At 66.5% G+C, this 23,464-nt stretch carries 21 protein-coding genes; 10 read left to right on the forward strand and 11 right to left on the reverse strand.

All coding sequences use genetic code 11. From position 1 onward, the window contains the following. Positions 1 to 9: 9 nt before the first annotated feature. The 5 genes from icd to U5S82_20335 all read right to left on the reverse strand — a co-directional run bounded on the left by icd (position 10) and on the right by U5S82_20335 (position 4,427). Positions 10 to 1,269 (reverse strand): NADP-dependent isocitrate dehydrogenase, encoded by a 1,260-nt coding sequence (icd, locus tag U5S82_20315; GenBank protein MDZ7753923.1) that lies wholly within the window; start codon positions 1,267 to 1,269, stop codon positions 10 to 12. Positions 1,270 to 1,701: 432 nt separating this feature from the next. Next, complete coding sequence (gene dapE, locus U5S82_20320) at positions 1,702 to 2,829, reverse strand: succinyl-diaminopimelate desuccinylase (GenBank protein ID MDZ7753924.1); 1,128 nt, start codon at positions 2,827 to 2,829, stop codon at positions 1,702 to 1,704. Positions 2,830 to 2,835: 6 nt separating this feature from the next. Then, the gene (locus U5S82_20325) at positions 2,836 to 3,114 is read right to left on the reverse strand and encodes a BolA family protein (GenBank protein MDZ7753925.1); all 279 of its coding nucleotides are present in this window, start codon (positions 3,112 to 3,114) and stop codon (positions 2,836 to 2,838) included. Next, positions 3,111 to 3,410 carry a YciI family protein gene (locus U5S82_20330; GenBank protein ID MDZ7753926.1) on the reverse strand — a complete coding sequence of 100 codons (300 nt, stop codon included), beginning with the start codon at positions 3,408 to 3,410 and terminating at the stop codon, positions 3,111 to 3,113. Before U5S82_20330 ends, U5S82_20325 begins: the two co-directional genes overlap by 4 nt. A gap of 288 nt (positions 3,411 to 3,698) precedes the next feature. Continuing rightward, positions 3,699 to 4,427: a hypothetical protein gene (locus U5S82_20335; protein MDZ7753927.1), complete on the reverse strand. Its 729-nt coding sequence runs from the start codon at positions 4,425 to 4,427 to the stop codon at positions 3,699 to 3,701. Between the two features lie 128 nt (positions 4,428 to 4,555). Here U5S82_20335 and U5S82_20340 point away from each other — a divergent pair, with 128 nt between their 5' ends. From U5S82_20340 to U5S82_20370, 7 genes are all read left to right on the forward strand, one after another. After that, entirely contained in the window at positions 4,556 to 5,404 is an 849-nt protein-coding gene (locus U5S82_20340) for a PHP domain-containing protein (protein MDZ7753928.1), read from the forward strand. Between the two features lies 1 nt (position 5,405). Further along, positions 5,406 to 6,026: an L-threonylcarbamoyladenylate synthase gene (locus tag U5S82_20345; GenBank protein MDZ7753929.1), complete on the forward strand. Its 621-nt coding sequence runs from the start codon at positions 5,406 to 5,408 to the stop codon at positions 6,024 to 6,026. Positions 6,027 to 6,059: 33 nt separating this feature from the next. Further along, positions 6,060 to 6,776 carry a site-2 protease family protein gene (locus tag U5S82_20350; protein MDZ7753930.1) on the forward strand — a complete coding sequence of 239 codons (717 nt, stop codon included), beginning with the start codon at positions 6,060 to 6,062 and terminating at the stop codon, positions 6,774 to 6,776. Between the two features lie 106 nt (positions 6,777 to 6,882). Next, entirely contained in the window at positions 6,883 to 8,097 is a 1,215-nt protein-coding gene (locus tag U5S82_20355) for a tryptophan--tRNA ligase (GenBank protein ID MDZ7753931.1), read from the forward strand. After that, positions 8,094 to 8,921: a ScpA family protein gene (locus tag U5S82_20360; protein MDZ7753932.1), complete on the forward strand. Its 828-nt coding sequence runs from the start codon at positions 8,094 to 8,096 to the stop codon at positions 8,919 to 8,921. Before U5S82_20355 ends, U5S82_20360 begins: the two co-directional genes overlap by 4 nt. Next, the gene (gene scpB, locus U5S82_20365; GenBank protein ID MDZ7753933.1) at positions 8,918 to 9,688 is read left to right on the forward strand and encodes an SMC-Scp complex subunit ScpB; all 771 of its coding nucleotides are present in this window, start codon (positions 8,918 to 8,920) and stop codon (positions 9,686 to 9,688) included. The genes U5S82_20360 and scpB overlap by 4 nt, the downstream gene beginning before the upstream one ends. Next, the gene (locus U5S82_20370) at positions 9,685 to 10,524 is read left to right on the forward strand and encodes a pseudouridine synthase (protein MDZ7753934.1); all 840 of its coding nucleotides are present in this window, start codon (positions 9,685 to 9,687) and stop codon (positions 10,522 to 10,524) included. The genes scpB and U5S82_20370 overlap by 4 nt, the downstream gene beginning before the upstream one ends. A gap of 2 nt (positions 10,525 to 10,526) precedes the next feature. On the opposite strand, the gene U5S82_20375 is transcribed toward U5S82_20370, so the two are convergent. The 5 genes from U5S82_20375 to U5S82_20395 all read right to left on the reverse strand — a co-directional run bounded on the left by U5S82_20375 (position 10,527) and on the right by U5S82_20395 (position 17,699). Beyond that, on the reverse strand, positions 10,527 to 13,370 hold the full coding sequence (locus tag U5S82_20375) for a class I adenylate cyclase (GenBank protein MDZ7753935.1): 2,844 nt from the start codon (positions 13,368 to 13,370) through the stop codon (positions 10,527 to 10,529). Positions 13,371 to 13,387: 17 nt separating this feature from the next. Then, positions 13,388 to 13,606: a hypothetical protein gene (locus U5S82_20380; protein MDZ7753936.1), complete on the reverse strand. Its 219-nt coding sequence runs from the start codon at positions 13,604 to 13,606 to the stop codon at positions 13,388 to 13,390. A gap of 153 nt (positions 13,607 to 13,759) precedes the next feature. Further along, positions 13,760 to 16,846: an EAL domain-containing protein gene (locus tag U5S82_20385; GenBank protein MDZ7753937.1), complete on the reverse strand. Its 3,087-nt coding sequence runs from the start codon at positions 16,844 to 16,846 to the stop codon at positions 13,760 to 13,762. A 167-nt stretch (positions 16,847 to 17,013) separates the two neighbouring features. After that, the gene (locus U5S82_20390; GenBank protein ID MDZ7753938.1) at positions 17,014 to 17,313 is read right to left on the reverse strand and encodes a hypothetical protein; all 300 of its coding nucleotides are present in this window, start codon (positions 17,311 to 17,313) and stop codon (positions 17,014 to 17,016) included. An 8-nt stretch (positions 17,314 to 17,321) separates the two neighbouring features. After that, positions 17,322 to 17,699: a PH domain-containing protein gene (locus tag U5S82_20395; GenBank protein MDZ7753939.1), complete on the reverse strand. Its 378-nt coding sequence runs from the start codon at positions 17,697 to 17,699 to the stop codon at positions 17,322 to 17,324. 448 nt (positions 17,700 to 18,147) lie between these two features. Here U5S82_20395 and U5S82_20400 point away from each other — a divergent pair, with 448 nt between their 5' ends. The 3 genes from U5S82_20400 to U5S82_20410 all read left to right on the forward strand — a co-directional run bounded on the left by U5S82_20400 (position 18,148) and on the right by U5S82_20410 (position 19,599). Then, on the forward strand, positions 18,148 to 18,903 hold the full coding sequence (locus U5S82_20400; protein MDZ7753940.1) for a class I SAM-dependent methyltransferase: 756 nt from the start codon (positions 18,148 to 18,150) through the stop codon (positions 18,901 to 18,903). 94 nt (positions 18,904 to 18,997) lie between these two features. Beyond that, entirely contained in the window at positions 18,998 to 19,273 is a 276-nt protein-coding gene (locus tag U5S82_20405) for a type II toxin-antitoxin system Phd/YefM family antitoxin (protein ID MDZ7753941.1), read from the forward strand. Next, entirely contained in the window at positions 19,273 to 19,599 is a 327-nt protein-coding gene (locus U5S82_20410; protein MDZ7753942.1) for a type II toxin-antitoxin system RelE/ParE family toxin, read from the forward strand. The genes U5S82_20405 and U5S82_20410 overlap by 1 nt, the downstream gene beginning before the upstream one ends. Before the next feature lie 595 nt (positions 19,600 to 20,194). Here the strand turns inward: U5S82_20410 and U5S82_20415 are convergent. Next, on the reverse strand, positions 20,195 to 23,143 hold the full coding sequence (locus tag U5S82_20415) for a M28 family peptidase (protein MDZ7753943.1): 2,949 nt from the start codon (positions 23,141 to 23,143) through the stop codon (positions 20,195 to 20,197). Between the last annotated feature and the right edge of the window lie 321 nt (positions 23,144 to 23,464).

Raw genomic sequence — 23,464 nt, forward strand, 5'->3', positions numbered from 1 at the left:
TTTGCAGGGTCAATCCATGTGGTTAATGAGGGCGTCGCCGAAGCCGGAGCAGCTGAGGAGCGTGGCGCCCTCCATGAGGCGTTCGAAGTCGTAGGTCACGTGTTTGGCCGCGATGGCCCCGCCCATGCCCTTGACGATGAGGTCCGCGGCCTCCGTCCAGCCCATATGGCGCAGCATCATCTCGGCGGACAGAATGAGACTGCCCGGATTCACCTTGTCCTGGCCGGCGTACTTGGGGGCCGTGCCATGGGTGGCCTCGAACATCGCCGTGGTGTCGGAGATGTTGGCGCCGGGGGCGATGCCGATGCCTCCCACCTGGGCCGCCAGGGCGTCCGAGATGTAGTCGCCGTTGAGGTTCATGGTGGCGATGACGCTGTAGTCCTCGGGGCGTAGCAGGATCTGTTGCAGAAAGGCGTCGGCGATGACGTCCTTGATCACTATCTCCTTGCCCGTGCTGGGGTTTTTCAGGGTGCACCAAGGCCCGCCGTCGATGGGTTCGGCGCCGAATTCGTGGCGGGCGAGGGCGTAGCCCCAGTCCTTGAAGGCCCCCTCGGTGAATTTCATGATGTTGCCCTTGTGCACCAGGGTCACCGAGGGCCTGTCGTTGTCGATGGCGTATTGGATGGCTTTACGTACCAGCCGCTCCGTACCCTCCCGGGAAACGGGTTTGATGCCGATGCCGCTGGTCGCAGGGAAGCGGATCTTCTTGACCCCCAGATGCTCCTGCAGGAATTCGATGAGCCGGATGGCCTCGGGGCTCTCGGCGGCCCACTCGATGCCGGCGTAGATGTCCTCCGAGTTCTCGCGGAAGATCACCATGTCCGTCTTCTCCGGCGCCTTGAGGGGACTGGGGGTGCCGGGGTAGTAGCGGATGGGGCGCAAGCACACGTAGAGGTCCAGATGCTGGCGCAGGGCCACGTTGAGGGAGCGGATGCCGCCACCGACGGGGGTGGTGAGGGGCCCCTTGATGGAGACCACGCAGTCCTGCACCGCCTCGAAGGTCTCGTCGGGCAGCCAGGTGTCGTCGCCATAGAGCGCCACGGCCTTCTCGCCGGCATAGACCTCCATCCATGCGATGGCGCGCCGGCCACCGTAGGCCTTGGCTACCGCCGCATCCACCACCTTGCGCATCACCGGGGTAATGTCCACGCCGATGCCGTCACCCTCGATGAAGGGGATGATGGGACGGTCGGGGATGTGCAGGGTCTGATCGGGATTGACCTTGATGGTCTCGCCGCCGGCGGGAATCTGGATATGTTGGAAGCTCATGATTAGTCGTCCTGGAGGTCGGGATAAAGTGTGAAATTTAACCGCAGTTTAACATGGTGTCCCGGCGAGGATGCCCGAGTAATCCAGGACGGGTGGTCCCTGCGGGCGCAATGGTCACTATCCGGCTCGGGGTGATGGCGCCCTGGATACCGGGTTAACGTAAAAGTCGCGAAGCACGAACTCCCCCTCTCCCTCTGGGACAAATCCGTCGGGAACGGATTTGAACGCGCCTTGGCGCGGCCCGCAGGGCGAAGGGCAGGATGCCCGGAGTACAGGGCTGGGGTGAGGGAACGAACATGGCGATACGCGCTCCTCTTTCATCATTTCGGGTGGCGCGTATCGCCATGAGAGTTAAGCCCGGCAGGACGGTTGAGGAGGCCGGCCTGCCGGTGTAAGTGGCCAGCGCCGGATACGGAGGTGGCCGGTACGGGCTCAGGTGAGCAATTCCTCCAGTACCCGCCGGTACATCAGGGCCAGGCGGTCGAGGTCCGCGATATTCACCCGTTCGTCGACCTTGTGGATGGTGGCATTCACGGGCCCCAGTTCCACCACCTCGGCGCCGGTGGGGGCGATGAAGCGCCCGTCGGAAGTGCCACCGGCCGTGGAGAGCCGGGTCGCCATGCCCGTCACCTCTTTGGTCGCCACCTTTACCGCCTCCACCAGGGGCCCCTCGGGAGTGAGGAAGGGCTCGCCGGACAGGCGCCAGTCGATGTCATGGCTTATCCCGTGGCGCCGCAGGATGGCCGCCACGCGGTCCTTCAACTCGGCGGCGGTGACGGCGGTGGAGAAACGGAAGTTGAACCACAACTCCAGGGCGCCGGGGATGACGTTGTCGGCCCCGGTGCCACCATGGATGTTGGAGATCTGGAATGTGGTGGGCGGAAAGTGCTCGCTGCCCTCGTCCCAGAGGGTGGTGGTGAGTTCCAGCAGGGCGGGGGCGAGGGTGTGGATGGGGTTGTCGGCCAGGTGCGGATAGGCCACGTGGCCCTGGGTGCCGTGCACCGTGAGCCGCCCGCCGAGGGAGCCGCGGCGCCCGTTCTTGACCGTGTCGCCGGCCCGCTCGGTGCTGGAGGGCTCGCCCACCAGGCACCAGCGGATGGCCTCGCCCCGGGCCTCGAGGGCCTCCACAACCTTCACGGTGCCGTCCACCGACGGACCTTCCTCGTCGCTGGTGATGAGGAAGGCGATGGAGCCTTGATGGTCCGGATGGGCGGCCACGAAGGCCTCGCAGGCGGTCACCATGGCCGCCAGACTACCCTTCATGTCGGCGGCGCCCCGGCCCCACAGTTCGCCGCCGTGCACGGCCGGGGAGAAGGGCGGGTATCGCCACTGGTCGGCGGGACCCGGGGGGACCACGTCGGTGTGGCCGGCGAAGCAGAACAGGGGCTCCGTCTCGCCGCGCCGGGCCCACAGGTTGCTGACCTCGCCGAACCCCATGGGTTCGAGCTCGAAACCCATGGCCGCCAGGCGCTCCCCCAGGAGCCCCTGGCAACCGGCGTCCTCCGGGGTCACGGAGGCCCGGGAAATGAGCTCTTTGGCCAGTTCGAGGGTGGTACTCATGGGGCCTCAGTCCTCGTCCGGGGTCTTGGCCCTGATGGACAGGGCGTGGATCTCCGATTCCATGGCGTCACCCATGGCGTCGTAGACCATGCGGTGGCGCTTGATGAGGGGGATGCCTTCGAAGGCCGCGGATACCACTAGAACGTTGAAGTGGCCGCCGCCGGCCTGGGCACCGGGATGACCCGCGTGCTTGTGGCTCTCGTCCTCGACTTCCAGGCGGGTGGGCTGGAGAGCACCGGTGATGCGCTCGCGGATCATGGCGATACGGGGGTTGTCTTCACTCATGGTAGTACCCTTTTGAACGGTTTGACGGTGACTTTGTCGTAGACCCCCGCCGCGAAGTAGGGGTCCGCGTCGGCCCAGGCGCGGGCTTCTTCCAGGGAAGGGAACTCGGCGACGATGAGGCTGCCCGTGAAGCCGGCGGCGCCCGGGTCCGAGGCATCCACCGCGGGCAAGGGGCCCGCCATCAGCAGTCTCCCCTGACCCTTGAGGTGCTCCAGGCGGGCCAGGTGATCGGGACGGGCATCGATACGTGCCGCGAGGGTGCCGGGTCGGTCCTCGGCCAGGATCAGGTAGAACATGGGGGGATGGGCAACGGTGAAAAGTGAATGGTTAATGGTGAATGGTTGGGCATGGGGTGTCTAGGTGGTGGATGGCGATGGCTGGGGAATGGGGGATAGAGATGGTGGATAGAGATCATAGTGAATGGTGAATGGTGAATGGTGAATAGTGAATAGTGAATAGGGAATAGGGAATAGGGAATAGGGAATAGGGAATAGTGGATAGGGGATAGGGGATAGGGGATAGGGGATCCCGGTCTCGTCGTGGCGGCGCAGGGCGGTAGCCGGGATGGATTTCCCGGCGATTATTCAATGTATGGTGGAGTGGTTCCACTGATCGTGGTAGGCCTGTAGGAGTTCCTTCACGGCCGCGGGATAGGCCACGCGCGCCATCTCGCCCATGCCCTCGCGGAAAAAGGCGGGCATGTCCGCGGGGATGTGCCCGGCCATCCGGTCGAAGGTGCGTCTCATGAGGGCGGTGTCGTGGCTGCGGGTGGCGATGATGCCCCAGTTGAGGTTCATCACCCGCCACGGTCGCATGGGATTGGAGGCCTCGAGATCCGCCTTGACGGCCGGACTGGCACTCATCAGCACCTCTTCGAGCAGTACACAGAGTTCTGCAAGGTCGGCCGGGTCCCGGGTGCCGTTGGCCACCGCGGCGAAGGCGTTGGCCACCGGCTCCAGGTGTTCCAGGCGTGCCCCGGCCCGCGCCAGCCACACCGAGGCGCCGGCCACGGCGCGCTGGAGCATGGCCTGGTCCGCCGGCGCGCCATGGCCCTGCACACCGTCTACCACCGCCTCCATGAGGGTCAATACATGGTCACCGATGCGGTCCATGTCTTCGGTGGTGAGCCGCGTGAGGGCCTCGTCGCCGGAATCCACGTATGCCGCGATGTCCACGAACTGGCCCAGGGCATCCCCCAGGGTCCGGGTGGTCTCCCGGGTCTTTGGGTCGTCGGGGCGGGTCGCCGCGAAACGGTCCACGTTCTCCTTCAGAACCTTCCCGAAGGCCTGGATGTCCATTATCAGAATACTCATGGGGCGGGCAGTATAACGTCTTCAGCCCTGCAAACCGGGCTTTCCTGCGCGCCGGCAGCGGGGAGCGATGCGAATCCTGCAGAACATGCGGCCAAATAGGCGGTGTTATTCGGTTACAATGCCGCGTTATGTCCACCCTGTGCTATGACCTCCATTCCCACTCCACCGCTTCCGACGGCACCCTGGCGCCGCGGGATCTGGTGGAACGCGCCGCGCGCTCGGGCGTCCACGTGCTGGCCCTCACGGATCACGACACCACCGCCGGCCTCGCGGAGGCCGAGCAAGCGGCCGGGCCTCTGGGACTCGAGGTGGTGAGAGGCGTGGAGGTGTCCGTCACCTGGGGCGGGCGCACGGTGCACATCCTCGGCCTCAACGTGGCTCGCGACTGCGTCGCCCTCGAGGATGGCCTCGCGCGCCTGCGCGTCGAGCGCGAGGGGCGGGCCCGCCGTATCGCCGCTTTGCTGGAGGAGGCGGGGATCCCGGGGGCCTACGAGGGCGCCCGGGCCCTCGCCAAGGGCAGTATCCTCAGCCGCACCCACTTCGCCCACTTCCTGGTGGCCGAGGGCGTGGCGGAATCGGTACGCGACGTGTTCAAGAAGTATCTCATCAACGGCAAGCCCGGCCACGTGTCCGGCGAGTGGGCCGGTCTGGCCGAGGCGGTGGGCTGGATCCGGGCCGCCGGCGGACAGGCGGTCATCGCCCATCCGGCGCGTTACGGTTTCACGGCGGCCAAGCTCGGCCGCCTGGTGGCGGAGTTTCAGGAGGCCGGCGGGCGGGGCCTCGAGGTGGTGTCCGGCAGCCATGCCCCCGAGGATAACGACCGCATGGCCACGGTGGCACGCCGGCACGGCCTGCTGGCCTCCAGCGGCAGTGACTTTCACGGCCCCGAGAACCCGTGGCGCGAACTGGGGGCCATGCCGCGGCTGCCTGCCGATCTCCGGCCGGTGTGGGCGGATTGGGGTGGGCAGGCCGCCTGATATGGCGCAATTCTTCGTCATCCATCCCGAGAACCCCCAGGCCCGGCTGGTGAATCAGGCGGTGGCCATCATCCGCGGCGGGGGACTGGTGGTGTATCCCACGGATTCGGGCTACGCCCTGGGCTGTCACATCGGCGACAAGGCGGCCCAGGAGCGCATCCGCCGCATCCGCCGCCTCGACGACAAGCACAATTTCACCCTGGTGTGCCGGGACCTGTCGGAGATCGCAACCTACGCCCGCGTGGACAACGCGGATTACCGGGCCATGCGTAACTCGACCCCGGGGCCCTACACCTTCATCCTGCGGGCCACCGGCGAGGTGCCGCGGCGACTCCAGAACCCCAAGCGCAAGACCATCGGCATCCGTATTCCGGACAACGGTATCACCATGGCCCTGCTCGACGCCCTGGGGGAACCCCTCATGAGTTCCACCCTCATTCCCCCGGACAGTGCCCTGCCCATGACCGATCCCGACGTCATCCGCGAGGAGATGGGGGCCCACGTGGACGTGATCATCGACGGCGGTTTCTGCGGCCTCGAGCCCACCACGGTGGTCGATCTCACGCAAGACGTGCCCCAGGTGGTCCGCACCGGCCGGGGCGATCCGGAACCCTTTCTCTGATGCCCTCACCGTCACCACGACGGGGCCGCTGCCGTGGGTGAGCTGGGCCTGTTGCAGCGTATCGTCATCTGGGTGCTGCCGGTGGTGCTCGCCATCACCGTGCACGAGGTGGCCCATGGCTGGGTGGCGAAGCTGTTCGGCGATACCAGCGCCGAGCAGGCGGGTCGCCTGACCTTGAATCCCATACCCCATATCGACCCCGTGGGCACCGTGCTGGTGCCGGCCATGTTGCTGGTATCCAGCGCCCTGTTGCAGACGGGTATGTTCGTGTTCGGTTGGGCCCGGCCGGTGCCGGTGTCGTGGCAACGCCTGCGGCGCCCCAAGCAGGACATGGCCTATGTGGCGGCGGCCGGGCCGGCGGCCAACCTGGTGATGGCGTTGCTGTGGGGCCTGTTCGCGCACCTCATGGTCCGGGTGCTGGCGGGGGGCACCGAGGTGGTGGTGCCCCTGGTGCTGATGGGGGTGGCGGGGATCTTCATCAACGCCATCCTCATGGTGCTCAACATGCTGCCCCTGCTGCCCCTGGACGGCGGACGGGTGGTCACCAGCCTGCTGCCCGTCAACATGGCGGTAAGATTCGCGCGCCTGGAGCCCTACGGCCTGGTGATCCTCCTGGCCCTGTTATTTACCGGTATGCTGCAGTGGATCCTGGGTCCGCCCCTGATGTGGGTATTGGCGGCCTTGTCCGCCACCACGGGGTTGACCGGCGCCCAGTATATGGGACTGCTGCAGGTCCTGATGGGACACTAGGGATGTGCCGGCGGCATTGCTTTCCCGTATGGCAAGGGGGGCGTAGCTGCGTGCCGGGGTATCCGTCCGGCCGCCGGCGACCGATGAATTCTCGAAGGGAGGTTATATTTCCGTGACCAGCCAGCACCAGCGGGTGCTCTCGGGGATGCGTCCCACGGGGGCGTTGCACCTGGGCCACCATCATGGCGTCCTCAAGAACTGGATCAAGCTCCAGCACGAGTACGAATGCTTTTTCTTCGTGGCCGACTGGCATGCCCTCACCACCCATTACGAGGACCCGGGCGATATCGCCGGCAGCGTATGGGACATGGTGGTGGACTGGCTGGCCGCCGGCATCACCCCCGGTGAGGCACGGCTGTTCATCCAGTCGCGGGTGCCGGAGCACGCCGAGCTCCATCTGCTGCTGTCCATGTTCACCCCCTTGGGATGGCTGGAACGCGTGCCCACCTACAAGGACCAGCAGGAGAAGCTCAAGGAGCGGGACCTCGCTACCTACGGCTTCCTGGGCTATCCGCTGCTACAGTCCGCCGACATCCTCATCTACCGCGCCGGCCTGGTGCCGGTGGGGGAGGACCAGGTAGTGCACGTGGAACTGACCCGCGAGGTGGCGCGGCGTTTCAATTACCTCTACGGCCGCGAGCCCGGTTTCGAGGCCAAGGCGGAGGCGGCGGTCAAGAAGATGGGCAAGAAGGGGGCCAAGCTCTACAGCCAGCTGCGTCGCGCCTGGCAGGAGAGGGGTGACGCCGAGGCCCTGGACAAGGCCCGGGCGTTGCTGGAGGCCCAGCAGAACATCAGCATCGGCGACCAGGAGCGCTTGTTCGGCTACCTGGACGGCGGCGGCAAGGTGATCCTGCCGGAGCCCCAGCCCCTGCTCACGCCCGCACCCCGGATGCCGGGCCTGGATGGCCAGAAGATGTCCAAATCCTACGGCAATACCATCGCCCTGCGGGAGGATCCGGAATCGGTGACCCGCAAGCTGCGCACCATGCCCACCGACCCGGCGCGGGTGCGGCGCTCGGACCCGGGGACGCCGGAGAAGTGCCCGGTGTGGGAGTTCCACCGGGTCTATTCCGACGACGCCACCCGGGCCTGGGTGCAGGAGGGCTGCACCAGCGCCGGTATCGGTTGCCTCGACTGCAAGCAGCCGGTGATCGACGCCGTGCTGGCGGAGCAGGCCCCCATCCGCGATCGCGCCCACGAGTACCTGGACAGGCCCGATACGGTGCGCGCTATCGTGGCAGAAGGCATCGACGAGGCGCGCCAGGTGGCCCGGGACACCCTGGACGAGGTGCGCGAGGTCATGGGGTTGTCCTACCGATGACGGCGGAACAGCCGGTGGAGGGTGCGGTCCACGCACCCCAGCAGGAGGAGATGCCCTTCGCCATGGTGCAGGGCATGCCCTACACCGAGCTGCCCCACGACCTGTACATCCCCCCCGATGCCCTGGAGGTGTTCCTGGAGGCCTTCGAGGGGCCCCTGGATCTGCTGCTCTATCTGATCCGCCGCCAGAACCTGAATATCCTCGACATCCCCATCGCCGAGATCACCCGCCAGTACGTGGAGTACGTGGAACTCATGAAGGAATTCCGCCTGGAACTGGCGGGCGAGTATCTGGTGATGGCGGCCATGCTGGCGGAGATCAAGTCCCGCATGTTGCTGCCACGGCCGGCCGCGGCGGAGAGCGAGGAGGAGGACCCGCGGGCCGAGCTGGTGCGCCGCCTCCAGGAGTACGAGCGCTTCAAGCAGGCGGCGGAGGACCTGGACGCCCTGCCGCGGGTGGAGCGGGACATCATCCCCACCGCCGCGGTGGCCTCTCAGGTGAAGCTGGTGCGGGCCCTCCCGGAGGTGACCCTCAAGGAACTGCTGGTGGCCATGAAAGAAGTGATCTCCCGGGCCGAGATGTTCACCCACCATCATGTGCAGCGCGAGCCCCTGTCGGTGCGTGATCGCATGGCCCAGGTGCTGGGCTCCCTGGACTGCGACCGCTTCGTGGAGTTCCACACCCTGTTTCCCCACGACGAGGGCAGGATGGGGGTCGTGGTCACCTTCCTCGCCCTCATGGAGTTGCTGAAGGCCACCCTCATCGAGCTGGTGCAGAACGAGCCCTACGGTCCCATCCACGTCAAGGCTCATGCCGCCCCATGAACGACGACGAGATCAAGAACATCGTGGAGGCGGCGCTGCTGGCCTCGGGCAATCCCCTGACCCTGGACGACTTGCTGGGGCTGTTCCAGGGGGCGGACAACCCCCCCGGGCGGGACACCCTGCGCGGGGCCCTGGCGACCCTTGCCGCGGACTACGAGGGACGGGGTATCGAGGTCAAGGAGGTGGCGAGCGGCTATCGGGTCCAGGTGCGCCAGGGCTACGCGGAGCGTATCCGCGGCCTGTGGACCGAGCGTCCCGGACGTTACTCCCGCGCTTTGCTGGAGACCCTGGTACTCATCGCCTATCGTCAGCCCATCACCCGCGGCGAGATCGAGGACATCCGCGGCGTGGCGGTGAGCACCAACATCATTCGTACCCTCCAGGAACGGGATTGGGTCCGCGTCGTGGGCCACCGTGACGTGCCGGGCCACCCGGCCATGTACGGCACCACCCGCCAGTTCCTCGATTACTTCAACCTCAGGAACCTGGCCGAACTGCCGTCCCTGGCGGAGATCCGTGACATCGACGAGATCACCCGGGACCTGTTCCGGGAGCAGGGGATCGCCGTGCCCGATTCCTTCGACGGCCCGGAGCCGGAGGAGCGCGAAGCCGCTTCCGATGTGGATGACGATACCGGCGTCGCTGAGGGGGCCGCCACCCATGCCACGATGGCGGAGCCGGCGGCAGCGTCTCCCGAGGCCTCCGGTGCCCAGGACCCGCCCGATAGCGAAGCCGACGATGCTCCCCGGGATGGGAGCGCTGGATGAGGCCGCGCGACCCCAAGTTCGGCCCGGCGCCGGCGGTCTCCACCGCCACCGAGAAGGTGCAGAAGGTGCTGGCCCGCCTGGGGCTGGGCTCACGCCGTGAGGCCGAGACCTGGATCAGCGCCGGGCGCGTCAGCGTCAACGGCAGCATCGTGGGGCTGGGGGCGCGTGTCGGTGCCACGGACGTGGTGCGTCTGGACGGGCGGGTGGTGACGGAGCGCCGGCCGGTGCGCCAGGCTACCCGCGTCCTGGCTTATCACAAGCCGGTGGGGGAGGTGACCAGTCGCCAGGATCCGGAGGGCCGTCCGACGGTGTTCGCGAATCTGCCCTCGGTGGGCCGCGGGCGCTGGATCGTCGTGGGGCGGCTGGATATCACCACCGCCGGCCTGCTGTTGTTCACCAATGACGGCGAGCTGGCCCATCGGCTCATGCACCCGTCGTCCGCCATCGAGCGCGAGTACGCCGTGCGTATCCACGGCCGGCCCCAGGAGGCCATGCTGGAGGCCCTGCGCAGCGGCGTGGAACTGGAGGACGGCGTGGCCCGTTTCGAGCGCCTGGTGGATGCCGGGGGCGAGGGGGCCAACCACTGGTACCACGTGGTGCTCAAGGAGGGGCGCAATCGCGAGGTGCGGCGCCTGTGGGAGTCCCAGGGCATGGAGGTGAGCCGCCTCACCCGCATCCGCTTCGCCTCGGTCACCCTGGAGCGCAGCCTGCGACCGGGCAAGTTCCGCTTCCTGGAGCCGGCGGAACTGGACCCGTTGTGCGCCACGGTGGACTACCGCCGTATCCGCCCCACGGCACCCCGCAAGAAAGCCGTGAGGCGCCCACGCCGACGTTGACGTTAAAATTCAGAATTCGCCCGCAGGGCGTTATTCAGTTGGCGCTCGATGCGCTTCTTGTAACGCAGGTACTGGGCCGTGCGGCCGCGGCGGGGGCTGTCGGTGGCGATGATGCCGGCGAGGTCGATGTCGGTGATGTGGATGGGGTAGGGCTCGCGCTCATTCCGCCGCTGGAGGATATGGCGGGCCACCACCTCGAACAGGCGCTTGCCGTGGTCCAGGGTGGAGAACTCCCGGTCGTCGTAGTAGATGGCCAGCTCCGTTCTGTCGCCGATGCGCTCGGTGATCACCTGCAACTCGCCGCGGCCCGCGAGACCCGGTGCCGCCGGGGGCTTGACGGGCACGCGCTCGAAGCGCCCCAGGCGATGCTCCAGGCGATAGTAGCGAGTGGTCCGCTCCGGCATGCCCATGCCGGTGAAGGTGGCGCCGGCCGTCTCCCGGTAGTCGATGGCGTCGAAGAAGCGGCTGAACTGGGCGAGCAGACTGGCCTCCCGGTGCAGGGGCTGAACGTCGTGGAACAGGGCGCCTCCCTCGTCCAGCACGTAGATGTAGGCCCGGCCGCGAGCCGGAAAGTAGAGAAAGGTGATGGCGTCCCGGCGATGGCTCCTGAAGACGGCGGGCAGGGGGGAGTCGGCCTCGGCGTAACGATCGAAATACACCGGCAAGAAGTCGGGCAAGGACCTCGAGAAATAGCCCAGGAGGCTGGCATAGTCGCCGAGGTGGCGATGCATGGGCTTACCATCCTGCATGGCCAGGAGATGATAGCCGTTGCCGGCCTTGACCACGAAGCGCCCCCCGTCGCCGTCGTTGGCGAGCCGGCTGGTGATGTCCTCGTGCAGTTCCTTGAGCCGGGTGGCGGAGACCATGCCGCGGTCGGCCGAGAAGCCGAAGGTCTCCAGGGTCAGGCCGATGTGTTGTTGGGCCGCCTGGTGGTGAAGGGCCAGCAGCTGCGCCAGGCAGTCCCGCAGGCCGTCGTCGCCGGCATAGTGGAAGACGAACACCTCCTGCCAGGTGGTGACGTAGACGAGGTCGAGTTCGCGCACGAGATTGGTGCGGGCGTTGCCCGAATTGAGGGGATCGTCGCGCCCCGACTCGAGGGCATCCAGGCGCCGGGCATAGTCCTCCGGGGGCGCCACGCCGACGTTGATGAACAGACCGGCGGTCTGGGGACAGGCCGGCTGCGACAGCCGTTCCAGGGTGGGCGGGGTGAAACGTTGCTGGGGAAAGAGCCGGCGCAGGGCCGTGCGCACGGCATCCAGCTCGCGGAACTCGCCTGGACTCGAATGGAGGCCGGCGTTGACCTGGGTGGTGGTCTGGACGACGCCGTTGAAATGGCACCACGCCAGCATCTCCACCAGGGTATAGGCGCGGTGCAGCGGGGTGGCGGCATCGCCGTCGTCGGCCCCGCCGCGGTACAGCAACCAGCTCACGGTATGGTCGCCGACCACCTTCTCGATGTTGAGATGGGGCTCGTAGAGGTCCTGGACGAAGCCCTCGAAGACCCGCTGTACCTTGCCCGCCTTGCGCTCGAAGGCGGCGAACAGGCGGCGCCCCAGCACCGTCATGTCGTGCTCGCTGATGGCCATGATCTCGCGCCGTTCCCGGGCGAAGCCCGACAGAAAGCGGTAACTGGTCATGAGGGCGTTCATGAGCAGGTTGCGTTCCGCCAGCACCTGTTCGAGGCGGCGGTCGCCGCGGGCCTGGAGCCGCTTGACGTGGCCCTCGTCCCAGCCCCACTCACGGCAGACGGTGGCGAGGAAGGCGTGTTTGGCCCCGTCGTCACCCGCCGGCCGGCGCAGGTGGTGGCTGGTGCGGTGAAAGAAGGCCTGGCGTGCCAGTTCGAGGCGTTCGTGGTCACCGCCGGCGGACAGGTGTTTTTCGACCTTGCGGAAGAGCTGCACATAGGGGTCGATATCCGCGAGTCCGACTCGGCCGGCGTAGATGTTCTGCTTGTAGCGCCGGCTCAGCAGGGCCACCTCGGGGTATTCCGCGGCGTAGGTCTCCAGCAGCAGGATCTTGAGGATGGACTTGTAGGGGGAGTCCATGGCCTTGTATAGCTGCCACAGGCTGGCACCGAAGAATTCGTTGGAAGGGATGTGGTCCAGGCCGCCGAAGTCCACCGTTTCTCCCGGCTTGACGAAGCGCTGTTCCGTCAGTCGCCGGGTATAAGCCGTGTAGTCCATATCCGTGTCGGGCGGCACCAGCCACCACAGGGGATAGCGGCCGCCGGCGAGCATGGCGGTGCGGTAGAACTCGTCCAATAACAGATGGCGCTGGGCGGTGCCGCTGCTTTCGTGGCTGAGGTCCGTGAGGCGCCCGGCCCTGAAGTCGGCGGCGGTCATGACGAAGAAATAGGCCTCCAGCCCGAGTTCCCGGGCCCACGCCGAGACCAGGGCCGCCTTGTCCCGGAGTTTGCCCACGTCTTGCGCGGGCAGGTCGGGACGGTGGCACAGCCAGATATCGAAATCGCTGTGGCGGGAATAGGCGATGGTGCCGGCGCTGCCCATGAGATACACCGCCTCGATGTCGAACTGGCGCGGCGCCTTGCGCTTGTAGTCGAAGCTGCGGGCGATCCGCCGGGCGCTCGCGATGGTGGTCGCCGGCGGCGTGTACATGGCCAGTCCCATGGGGCACTCCTGGGCCGAGAAGCCGGGCAGCATGGGGTGGTTGACGTGGAACAGGAATGGCAGCAGCTCCAGGAACACCCGCTGGCGGGCGGGCAGGGCCTGCTCGGCCTGGAGCAGGCGCTGGCGGTTGACCGCCAGGAAACGGTTCCTGATGCCGGTGATGTCATCGGGCACCAATGGCTTGGGCGGCGGGTGCTGCGGCGCGCCGGCGCCCTCCATCGGGATATCCGTGGTGTTCAGGGACGGCCCCCCAGCAGGGTGAGCCGCATCACCGCGAAGCCATCGTCGAGGTTGGTGAGGGCGATGCCCGCGAAGCCCTCGCTCCAGGTGCGGTCACGGACCTCGAACAGTACCTTTTCGCCGCCGCCGCGCCAACTATCGTAGCGGCTGTCGGCTGCGGCCCCGGTGCTCCCCAGTGCCCATGCGGTCAGACAGATGGCCAGGGTTCTCGTCATGGGTTTCCTCCGTTCGGGTTGTTTGGGCAAACCCGGAAGTCTCAGGGTTTGTCTGAGGTTAGCGGCATCCGGCACGTTTCTTTTGGGGCCTGCGGCTCGCCCGGGGGGGGCAGAGGGAATGATTATAGAGGGTCGGCGCCTGGGGTCGCTGCCTCAGAAGGGCCCGCCGGAGGCGCCAGTGGCACCCGCAGGCGCGAAGCGAGCGAATTCCGCGGGTACCTCCGCGGCCGCCACCGGTTTGCCGAACAGCCAACCCTGGCCGGCGTCGCAGTGCTCCTGGCGCAGGAAGCGGCACTGGCCTTCGTTCTCCACGCCTTCGGCGATGACCTTCTTGTTGAGGTTGTGGGCCATGGCGATGGCGGCCCGCACCACATTCTGGTCATCGTGGTCCGTGGCCAGGTCATGCATGAAGCTGCGGTCCAGCTTCACCACCTCGAAGGGCAGGCGCTTGAGCAGGCTCAGAGAGGAATAGCCGGTGCCGAAGTCGTCCATGTGGAGGCTGATCCCCATCTCCCGCAGCTGATGGAGCATGGGCAGGGTGCTGTCCAGTTCCTGGATAACGGCGGTTTCCGTGAGTTCGAGGCGCAGGTAGGGCGCGGCCAGGGGATAACTGGAGAGGACGCGCTCCAGGGATCGCAACAGAGTACCGGCGGTCAGCTGGCGGGCCGATATATTGACGGCCAGGGATGGCGGTGTCTGGAAGGCCTCCACCCAACCCGACAGCTGGCGGCAGGCCTCATCCAGGATCCACTCGCCCACGGGGATGATGAGCGCGGTGTTCTCCAGCAAAGGAATGAACTGGCCGGGGTAGATGAGGCCCCGTTGGGGATGGTGCCAGCGCAGCAGGGCCTCGAAACCCAGGGGCTCCAGGCCGTCGAGGGTCACCTTGATCTGGTAGTCGAGATGGAACTGGGCCTGTTCCAGGGCCAGGCGCAGCTCGTTCTCCAGGGCCAGCTTCTCCCGGGAGGACACCTCCATCTCCGCCGAGAAGATGCTGGCGGTCACCCCCTTGTGGCGCTTGGCGTGGTACATGGCGCTGTCGGCGCGTCGTAACAGGGTCTCGGCATCCCCCCCGCTCTCGGGGTACAGACTGATGCCGATGCTGGGGGCGGGTGTCAGGCGGTGGCCATGGATGGTGAGGCTCTCACCCAGGCAGCTGTGGACCTTGTCGGCGATGAGGGTGGCCTGTTCCATGACGTCGATGCCCTCCAATAGCACCGTGAACTCGTCACCCCCCATGCGGGCCACGGTGTCGGATGCCCTCACACAGCGGGGCAGGCGTTGGGCCACGGCCTTCAGCAGCTCGTCACCCACTTCATGGCCCAGGGTGTCGTTGACGTCCTTGAAGCGGTCCAGATCCATGAACATCACCGCGGCCCGCTTGCCTGTGCGGCGCGCCCGGGAGATGGCCTGGCGCAGGCGGTCATTGAACAGTGTGCGATTGGGCAGGCCCGTGAGGGCATCGTGGAAGGCCATGTGCTGGATGCGGGCTTCGGCCTCCTTGCGTTCGGTGATGTCGTGGAGCATGACCAGGAAGGCCCGCTCGCCCCGCCACTCGGTCTCCGATACGGACATCTCGGCGATACCGTTACGGCCGTCCGCACGGATGATCTCCATCTCCTGCTGATCGCCGAGGGGCGGGGTGCCGAGGTTGGTGCCCTCGAGGTCGCTGGTGGGGTGCCCGAGGAGGCGCTTGGCGGCCGGGTTGGCAAAATGGATGTCTCCCGCCCGATTGACGATGAGAATGCCGGTGCGGTTCTTCTGCACCAGGCTGTCGAAGTGTTCGCGACTGAGTCTGAGCTGTTGCTCGAACTCATACTCACGGGTGACGTCGATGCCGGAGGCCAGCAGCCCCGAGGCGTCGCCGGAGCGGGCTCGCTCCATGGGCCGGATGTTCCAGGCGATGGCACGGGTGCCGCCGGCATGGTCCGTGAGGGAGGACTGGAATGATTCCGTGGTGTCGTCTCCGTCCGCCAGCACCTTGAGGAGTACCTGGCGGTCCCGGTTGCGGTCGGCGGCGGGGACGAATTCCTCCAGCCAGGACTTGTTGAGGATATCGTGGCGGGAAAGGCCGAGGATACGGCAGGTCTGTTCGTTCACCATGGTGACGTGCAGGTGGCTGTCCAGCAGCACCATGAGGGTGCCCGTGGTATTGAAGATATGCTCCCAGCCGGCGGCGCTCGCCACCGCCCGCGCCTCCGCCTTCCTGAGGACCCGGTTCAGCTGGCTGGTCCTGGCGGCGTAGGCCCCGAGAGCGGACAGGGCGGCGACGAACAGGATCACTGCCAGCATGTGCTCCCGCAGGAAGCCCGTCAGATTGAAGTGAGCGGTGGCCTCATAGGGCGGTTCGCCGAGTTCCTCCAGCAGTTCGTGGACGGGCTGATAGTTGGCGGGTACGGACCACCCGGCGTAGCGGCCGGCACGGGCCGCCTCGTCGGCCGGGTCCATGGCCAGCAAGGCAGCCGCCACGGCACGCTGGCGCGGCTCGGGGACGTGGGGCAGGGAGGCGATGGGCCATTCGGGGTAGAGGCGGGTGGAGCGGTACAGCGCGAACCCGTCCTGGCCGCTGCGGTCCGCCAGCACACGCAATTCACCGGGCTCGAGCTTGCCCTCGGCGTGCATGCGCTCGATGGTGTCGGTGCGCACGATGCCGGCGGCGGCACGCCCCGCCAGCACATCGGCAGCGACGCCGTCATGGGTACCGCTGAACAGCACCTTGGCGGGGGTGATGTCCTCCCGCCTGAGTTCACGCCGTGCCATGAGGTAGCCACCCAGGGAACGCGCATCCACCGCCGCCACCACCTTGCCTGCCAGATCGGCGAGGGAGAGCGGGGCACCACGGTCGCGCCGGGTGAAGATCACGGAGCCGAAATGGTCGTAGGTGCCCGTGCCGTGGCGGTTGCGCAGGGTCGCGATGCGCCGCACGCGGTAACGGCGCTCCAGGAGCACATAAAGCGCGGAGTTCACCAGCACCAAGTCCGTGCGCCCCGCCTGCACGGCGGGGATGACGTCCTCGAAGGCCAGGGGCAGGAGCCGGAAGCGGGCATCGGGCAGCCGCCGCGAGAGATAGTCGGCGGTGGCCTGCCACTGGTCCTGGGCCTGCTCGAAACCGCGCTTGGCGAGGACCCCGAACACCAGTTCGTCGGCGGCAGAAACGGCTGCCGGCGCTACGAGCAACGCCATCATCATGAGGGCCCCGACGCGGATCGCGACCCCTATGCTCCCTGTGATGTCGGCCATGTAAGCGCCTCTTCCCCCGACAATTCCCTTCGAACCCGATGATCCCGGCAACGGCGGGCAGGCCTTGGTGGAGTCGGTCGGCTCCCTACCAAGGAAAGGTATCATGCCCTGCTGCTGACAAGGATACACGGACCGGCCCGTGTTTTGCGCTAAAAGGGTCAGTGCCCTTAGAAGACCCAGGCGATGAGGAGGGTGATGATGACGAAGAAGAGGAAGAATCCCACCAGCATGAATTGGATCTCGCCGATGAGGCCGTCTCCGGCGGCGATGGCGAAGACGATGAAGAGCACCACCGTGGCCACGAAGGACCACAGGGCTGCGTCCTTGAGGCCTACACCCTCGTCGAGGGCGGTGATGCCCTCCTGCAACAACGGGGGGGCGAACAGAACGCCAGCCAGGACCAGCCCCCCCACCATGGCCAGCACCACCGCCCACATGCGCAGCTCGCTGTGCTTCTCGGTGTCCATGGGTGGCTTCAGTCCGCGCCCTGCCCCTTGATGAACTCGCGGATCTTGTCGGGGTTCGGCATCCCTTTTATCACCAGTTCCGGCTCGTCGCCGGCGGTGTAGACCTCCACGTTGCCGGCGCTGAGGATACGCTGGAGCAGGGACTGGTTGACCCGCACCGAACGCAGGGAAGACATGTTGATCTCCGTGTACTGCTTGTTGATGAGGCCGTGCTCCCAGACGATCTCGTCGGTTTTGATGGTGAGCTTGTCCGCCTTGGTGGTGAGCCACCACCACAGCAGGACCAGGATGCCGATGCCGAGGGGGATGAGCAGGATGGCCAGCACGGTACCGAAGGGGTACATGCGGATCATGGAAGGGTGGGCTTCGTAGAGGACTTCTGACATGGTGTTCCGTCTCCGCGTCTCAGGGGTTCGGGGCCGGTCTCCGGGATGGCGGGCTCCTGTGCCGGGGGTGCCTCAGGAATGGCTTTCTAAGCCATGGGCACGGCCGGCGCTCGCTCGCAGGGAGCGAAACCCCCGGCAAAGGACATGGCTATTACAGGATTGGGGCCGAGAGTGGACTGTAACCGAGGCCGGCCCCGCCGGCAACGGCGCGCGTCGAGATCCGGGGCCGGCGGCCCATGGGCCGGCACCCCCCATCACCGTGTCCAGGAGAAGCGCGTTTCGTACACCTGCCAAATCCGCGCCGCGGTGAAGGAAGTGAGGCGCTGCGCCACGGCCCTCAGGCGGGAAACATCGTTGACCTCATCGATACCGGGGGTGGTGCGGAATTTTCAGCGCTTCCAGGACTCGCGTATCCTCTCTGGTCTTAATCAAACAGCAGGGGGGCTACATGGCCGACTCGACCATCAAGACCGACGAGAAGAAGCAGCACTTCGACGACATCTACGTGGCAAAGACGCCGGTTCCGTTCAAGGAGCGCATCCTCGACGCGCTCGAGTACATCTCCGACGACTTCAACCGGCAGACCTTCGATCGGCTGATCCTCCCCTGGGTGGAGAAGCGCGCCGCCGGCTCTCCGGTTCGTTTCGTGGACCTGTGCGCCTGTTTCGGCAACACGACCATGGCCACGGTGTACGGCATGGACTATCGGGCCATCTGCAGGAACTGGCAGGACGAGACGGCGTGCATGACCATCATGGCCGACCGTCGTTTCCCCGCACACACCACGGGGATCGATATATCGGCCAACGCCATGGCCTATGGCGAGGGCCGGGGCCTGTTCGACGAGGTGATCGTGGCCGACCTCAACGCGCCGTCGCCGGAACAGCAGGAACGGGTTCGCGAGACCATGAGCCAGGCCGATATCCTCATCTCCACGGCCGCACTCGTCTATCTCGACACCCCGGCCATAGAGAACCTTCTGGATGCATTCGCGGGTACCCAGCGGGAAGGCTATGTGATGGTCAACTTCCTCAACCCCTTCGGCCTGGAGAAGGCCGACGCCACGAAGCGCCTGCTGCTCGAGCGGCTCGACTTCGTCGGCAGCACCGCGACGCGGCACCGCAAGCTCTCGCCGTTGGAACGCGAGAACTACCCCGACGAGGAATGGGCGCTGCTCGAGATCTGGGTGCTGCGAAGGAGGTAATGGGCTCCGGACCATAGGCCGTGGCCGGCTGGGAAGGGCTTCGTGGATGGAGACCTGTTTGTGGACTATATTTGGTCTCATCAAGGAGGTAATTATGAAATTCTCGAATCAGATCAAACCAATCAGTTATTTAAAAGCCCATGCCGCAGAAATCGTGCGCAATCTGTCGGGGCAGGGCGAACCCCTGGTCATTACCCAGAACGGCGAAGCCAAGGTCGTGATGCAGGACGTCGAAAGCTATGAGCAAACCCAGGAGACCATGGCGCTTTTGAAGATTCTTGCGCTCGGTACGCGGCAGGTAGAGGAAGGCAAAGTTCAGCCGGCCCGTGATGTTACTCAGCGACTGCGAGATCGGAACAAGAGTCGCTGATGGCTTTTCGGGTCTTTCTGACCGACGACGCGTGCCGGGATCTGGAAGACTTGTATGACCATATTGAATCTCACGATGCCCCGGGAAGAGCGTATTACGTTCTCGATCAAATAGAGAAGGTCTTTTCAAGCCTGTCGGAAAACCCGGAACGGGGAGTCTATCCAAAGGAACTCCTGGCCGTCGGCCTGCGTGAGTATCGGGAGATATTTTTCAAACCCTATCGTGTCATCTACCGGATCATGGACGAAAAGGTCTATGTCATGGTGATCGCCGATGGCCGCCGCGAAATGCAGACATTGTTGCAACGGCAATTACTGCAAGCCTGACCGGCATTCCGAGCGAGGTTTTCATGCGAATCGTGGTCGGACCTGGGGGGGATAGGAAAATCAATATCCTGCCGAAGGTCAGTGGGCACGAAAGGGAATCGCCGAGGGGGCTCGGTTCCTACCGGGGGACGATTTACGATGTAGGAGGCCAGCCCCCTGGCCGATTCGTCGGTGGGGTGCGATTGTCGTCGAGTGCTTCCCGCCGACCGCCTGCCGGCTCAGCGACTGATTGCCCTCGCAATCAATCCTTCGCCAGATATGCGCGTTTTTACAGCCATCTACATACGAGGCCTGGTTCATCGCCGCGGCCCAATCGCTCCAAGGGAAGCGTGGTTTCAGTTGCGATCCGATGGACGGGATCGATCCCGAGACGCCGAGGGACGCCAAGGGTTGGGTAAAGGCACGTATGGTCGGTGGTGCCTACGGCGAGAGTACCGACCAGCCCGCATTCACTGCAGTAATGGACCTGCAGGACGCTTTCGATCGAAGCCGGTCCTTTCGAAAGCTGTGTACCGAGTGGAGTCGACAGATCGAGGCCACGTGAGTCGGGGTCTGATTTTGCGCGGCCGAGTCCGGCAAATCGCGTATCGGGGCCCTACTCCCGGGAGGCCGGAACCACGGTGAGGTTGACCCGTTCGCCGTCCCGCAGCACGGTCATGGCGGTGGACTCCCCCGCCTTCAGGCCGGCCAGGGCGTTCATGAAGTCGTGGATGGTCTCGATCTCCACCCCTGCCAGCCCCACCAGCACGTCACCGCCCTGGACGCCGGCCCGTTCCGCCGGGCCGTCCTTGACGGCGCCCTGGAGGCGGACTCCCGCCACCCCCTCGTCCTGGCCGTAGGCCGGGATGGTGCCGAGGTAGGCCCGCAGGTGCCGGCGGGACAGCCCGCCGCCGTCCCGTGCCACCTCCAGGTAGTCGGGCTCCGTGGTGCTGCGGGCCAGGGAGCGGGTGATGCCGGCCATCAGCCGGGCGACATCCCGCAGGCCCTCGTAGTTGAGCTTGTCCGCGGTGTCGCGGGGGCTGGAGTAGTCCTCGTGGGCGCCGGTGAAGGCGTTCAACACCGGCACCCCCTGGAGGTAGAAGGGGGTGGAGTCGGTGGGCAGGTAAGGGTCTGCCTTGGTGCCGATAGCCAGCCCCACGGGCACATTGCGGCGCTCGATCTCCCGCGACCAGGCGGGGCTGGAGCCGGTGCCCTGGAGATACAGCTTGTCCCGCAGGTGGCCCACCATGTCCAGGTTGAGATAGGCGCTCACCCTGCCCCGCAGATCGCCGCCGGCGGCAAGCTTGCGGACGAAGTGGCCGGAGCCCAGGGTACCCAGTTCCTCGCCCGACCAGGCCGCGAACAGGATGTCCCGTCGCGCCTCGAGCCGGCCGTCGCGAGCCATGGCGGCCAGGTACTGGGCGCTCTCCAGCAATGCCGCCACCCCCGAGGCGTTATCGTCGGCCCCGGGATGGATGGCCCCGCGCTCCGCCTCCAGAGCCAGGGAGCCCTCGGCCTGGCCGCGGCCCAGATGGTCCACGTGGGCGCCCATCATCACGGGTGGCCCCGCCGGCCCATCCCCGGCCGGCAGCCGGGCGATGACGTTGCGGCCCTGGCGCTGCTGGCGGACGATGTCCAGCACCGCCGCCACCTCGACGCCTGGCAGCTCGAAGCCGGTCACCGCCTCGCCCCTGTCCAGGGTCTCCTGGAGCGCCGCCAGCTCGCGGCCGGCGGTGGCCACCAGCTCCGCGCCCAGGGCATCGCTGACTGACACACCCGCCAGGGAGGTGGGGGCGCTGGCGGCATCGGCCCGCAGATCCACCAAGCGCTCGCGGGCGTCGGCTCGCGGACCGGTGACCACGATGATGCCCAGGGCCCCGCGACGCTTGGCCACTGCGGCCTTGTAGGCGAGATCGGCGTAGTGCAGCAGGTGGCGGCGCCAGGCGGCCGGCACCTCCTCGGGCAGGAAACGGAACATCATCACCCACTTGCCGTCGACATCGAGGTCGCCATAGGCATCGTAATCGGGCACGCCATCGACGCCGGGGGCGACGATGCCGTAGCCGGCGAACACCACCCCGGCCGGCCTGGCTTCGCCGTGGCGGGACAGGGCCAGGGGCCGCCAGTCCCTGTCGAGCACCGGCGCGGCGGTCCCGCGGAGGCCCTCGATGCGCAGCCCATTGTCATCCCCGAGGTTCGCCCCGGCGGTGAAGGGGAAGTACTGGAACCAGCCGCCGTCATCCCCGGCGGGCTCCAGGCCCAGTTGCTCGAACACCGCCGCCACGTAGGCGGTGGCCCGGCGCTCGCCGGCGCTGCCGGTGAGCCGCCCGGCCATCTCCTCGGCGGTGAGGCGCTCCACGTGGAGGCGGGCGTCCGCGGCGCGGATGGCATCCGCCGTGGATTCCAGATCCACGTCCGCGGGCAGATCCACGTCCGCGGGTGGCGGTGCCTCCTCCGGCTCCTCATCGTCCAGCCCCAGCAGGCGGCGGGCCGCGGCGTCGTCCCAGCGCGCCAGGAAGATCTGGCTGTTGCCGTCGGCGGTGCGGTTGGAGGTCCAGGCCAGTCGGGTGCCGTCGGGTGAGAATACCGGCAGGCCGTCGAAGCCGTCGGTGTAGGTGACCCGCACCGGCTCGCGCCGGCCCTTGACGTCCACCATGAAGAGTTCGAAGTTGGCGAAGCCCTCGCGGTTGGAGGCGAAGATCAGGTAGTCGCCGCTGGGATGGAAGTAGGGGGCCCAGGACAGCTTGCCCATGCGGGTCACCTGGCGCTCCTCGCCGCTGGCCAGATCCATGGTGTAGATCTCGGCGGTGGCGCCGTCGGGAGAGAAGCGGCGCCAGGTGATGCGCCGGCCCTCGGGGCCGAAGAAGGGGCCGCCGTCGTAGCCGGGGGCATCGGTGAGGCGCCCCAGGTTGGAGCCATCGGCGTCCATCAGGTAGAGGTCCATCATGAAGGACTTGTCGTGCTCGAACACCGCGGCCTCGGCGGCCGTCATCTCGCCGGACCAGGCGGCGCGGTTGGAGGCGAACACGATGCGCTCGCCGTCCGGCGAGTAGGCGCCCTCGGCGTCGTAGCCAGGGGCGTCGGTCAGGTTCCTGAGGGTGCCGGTGGCCAGGTCCTGCTCATAGATGTCGAAATTCTCGTCGTAGTCCCAGCTGTAGCGCCGGGTCTTGCCGGAGGCGCGGAAGTCCAGCTCGGCCCGCATCTTGGCCCGGGCGTCGGGGTCGTGATGGGTGGAGGCGTAGAGCACCTTGCCGGCATCGGGGTGGATCCAGCCGCAGGTGGTCTTGCCGTGGCCCGGCGACAGCCGCTCCACGTCGCCGGTCTCCAGGTCCATGAGGTAGATCTGGTAGAAGGGATTGTCGGGCTCCCGCTCCGACTGGAAGATGAGTTGGGTGCCGTCGGCGCTGAAGTAGCCCTCTCCCGCGCGGCGGCCCTCGAAGGTGAGCTGGCGGGTGTCCGAGAGCAGGGCCGCCTCCCCTTCCGCTGCGCCGGTATTCGCGGCCGGGGCCATGGGGAACGACGACATTAATAGATACAGGGCGACACCGGCGCGGCGTGGGTGCACGTTGGGCCTCTTTGGGTGTGGAGTTCGGATGAGATGCTCGATTCTATGTGACAACAATTCTCATCTTCAACAAATCGTGCCGCCGATCTCAACACATGCTTGCCCATATCTGGCTATTGCCTCGCCGCTTGCTCCCGTAAGGTCAAAAAGCTAACGAGGCGACAATTATGGTGACGCGGGGGCTTGGTCTGGGGTTGGGCCCCGCCAAGGGCTGTGGCCGCGTTGTTCTAGGAATGGCCCGATTTCTATACATGTCATCCCGCACATGCATAAAAAACCAGTTTTTCTTGACATGAAGGGCATTCGTGTATAGAAAAACGT

The sequence above is a fragment of the Gammaproteobacteria bacterium genome, from assembly GCA_034522055.1.
Lineage (GTDB): Bacteria > Pseudomonadota > Gammaproteobacteria > JAABTG01 > JAABTG01 > JAABTG01.

Bases quoted from the DNA above. Each gene is read 5' to 3' on its own strand.
- icd (MDZ7753923.1), bottom strand. From the start codon at position 1,269: ATGAGCTTCCAACATATCCAGATTCCCGCCGGCGGCGAGACCATCAAG.
- dapE (MDZ7753924.1), bottom strand. From the start codon at position 2,829: ATGAGTACCACCCTCGAACTGGCCAAAGAGCTCATTTCCCGGGCCTCC.
- U5S82_20325 (MDZ7753925.1), bottom strand. From the start codon at position 3,114: ATGAGTGAAGACAACCCCCGTATCGCCATGATCCGCGAGCGCATCACC.
- U5S82_20330 (MDZ7753926.1), bottom strand. From the start codon at position 3,410: ATGTTCTACCTGATCCTGGCCGAGGACCGACCCGGCACCCTCGCGGCA.
- U5S82_20335 (MDZ7753927.1), bottom strand. From the start codon at position 4,427: ATGAGTATTCTGATAATGGACATCCAGGCCTTCGGGAAGGTTCTGAAG.
- U5S82_20340 (MDZ7753928.1), top strand. From the start codon at position 4,556: ATGTCCACCCTGTGCTATGACCTCCATTCCCACTCCACCGCTTCCGAC.
- U5S82_20345 (MDZ7753929.1), top strand. From the start codon at position 5,406: ATGGCGCAATTCTTCGTCATCCATCCCGAGAACCCCCAGGCCCGGCTG.
- U5S82_20360 (MDZ7753932.1), top strand. From the start codon at position 8,094: ATGACGGCGGAACAGCCGGTGGAGGGTGCGGTCCACGCACCCCAGCAG.
- scpB (MDZ7753933.1), top strand. From the start codon at position 8,918: ATGAACGACGACGAGATCAAGAACATCGTGGAGGCGGCGCTGCTGGCC.
- U5S82_20370 (MDZ7753934.1), top strand. From the start codon at position 9,685: ATGAGGCCGCGCGACCCCAAGTTCGGCCCGGCGCCGGCGGTCTCCACC.
- U5S82_20375 (MDZ7753935.1), bottom strand. From the start codon at position 13,370: ATGGAGGGCGCCGGCGCGCCGCAGCACCCGCCGCCCAAGCCATTGGTG.
- U5S82_20380 (MDZ7753936.1), bottom strand. From the start codon at position 13,606: ATGACGAGAACCCTGGCCATCTGTCTGACCGCATGGGCACTGGGGAGC.
- U5S82_20385 (MDZ7753937.1), bottom strand. From the start codon at position 16,846: ATGGCCGACATCACAGGGAGCATAGGGGTCGCGATCCGCGTCGGGGCC.
- U5S82_20390 (MDZ7753938.1), bottom strand. From the start codon at position 17,313: ATGGACACCGAGAAGCACAGCGAGCTGCGCATGTGGGCGGTGGTGCTG.
- U5S82_20395 (MDZ7753939.1), bottom strand. From the start codon at position 17,699: ATGTCAGAAGTCCTCTACGAAGCCCACCCTTCCATGATCCGCATGTAC.
- U5S82_20400 (MDZ7753940.1), top strand. From the start codon at position 18,148: ATGGCCGACTCGACCATCAAGACCGACGAGAAGAAGCAGCACTTCGAC.
- U5S82_20405 (MDZ7753941.1), top strand. From the start codon at position 18,998: ATGAAATTCTCGAATCAGATCAAACCAATCAGTTATTTAAAAGCCCAT.
- U5S82_20410 (MDZ7753942.1), top strand. From the start codon at position 19,273: ATGGCTTTTCGGGTCTTTCTGACCGACGACGCGTGCCGGGATCTGGAA.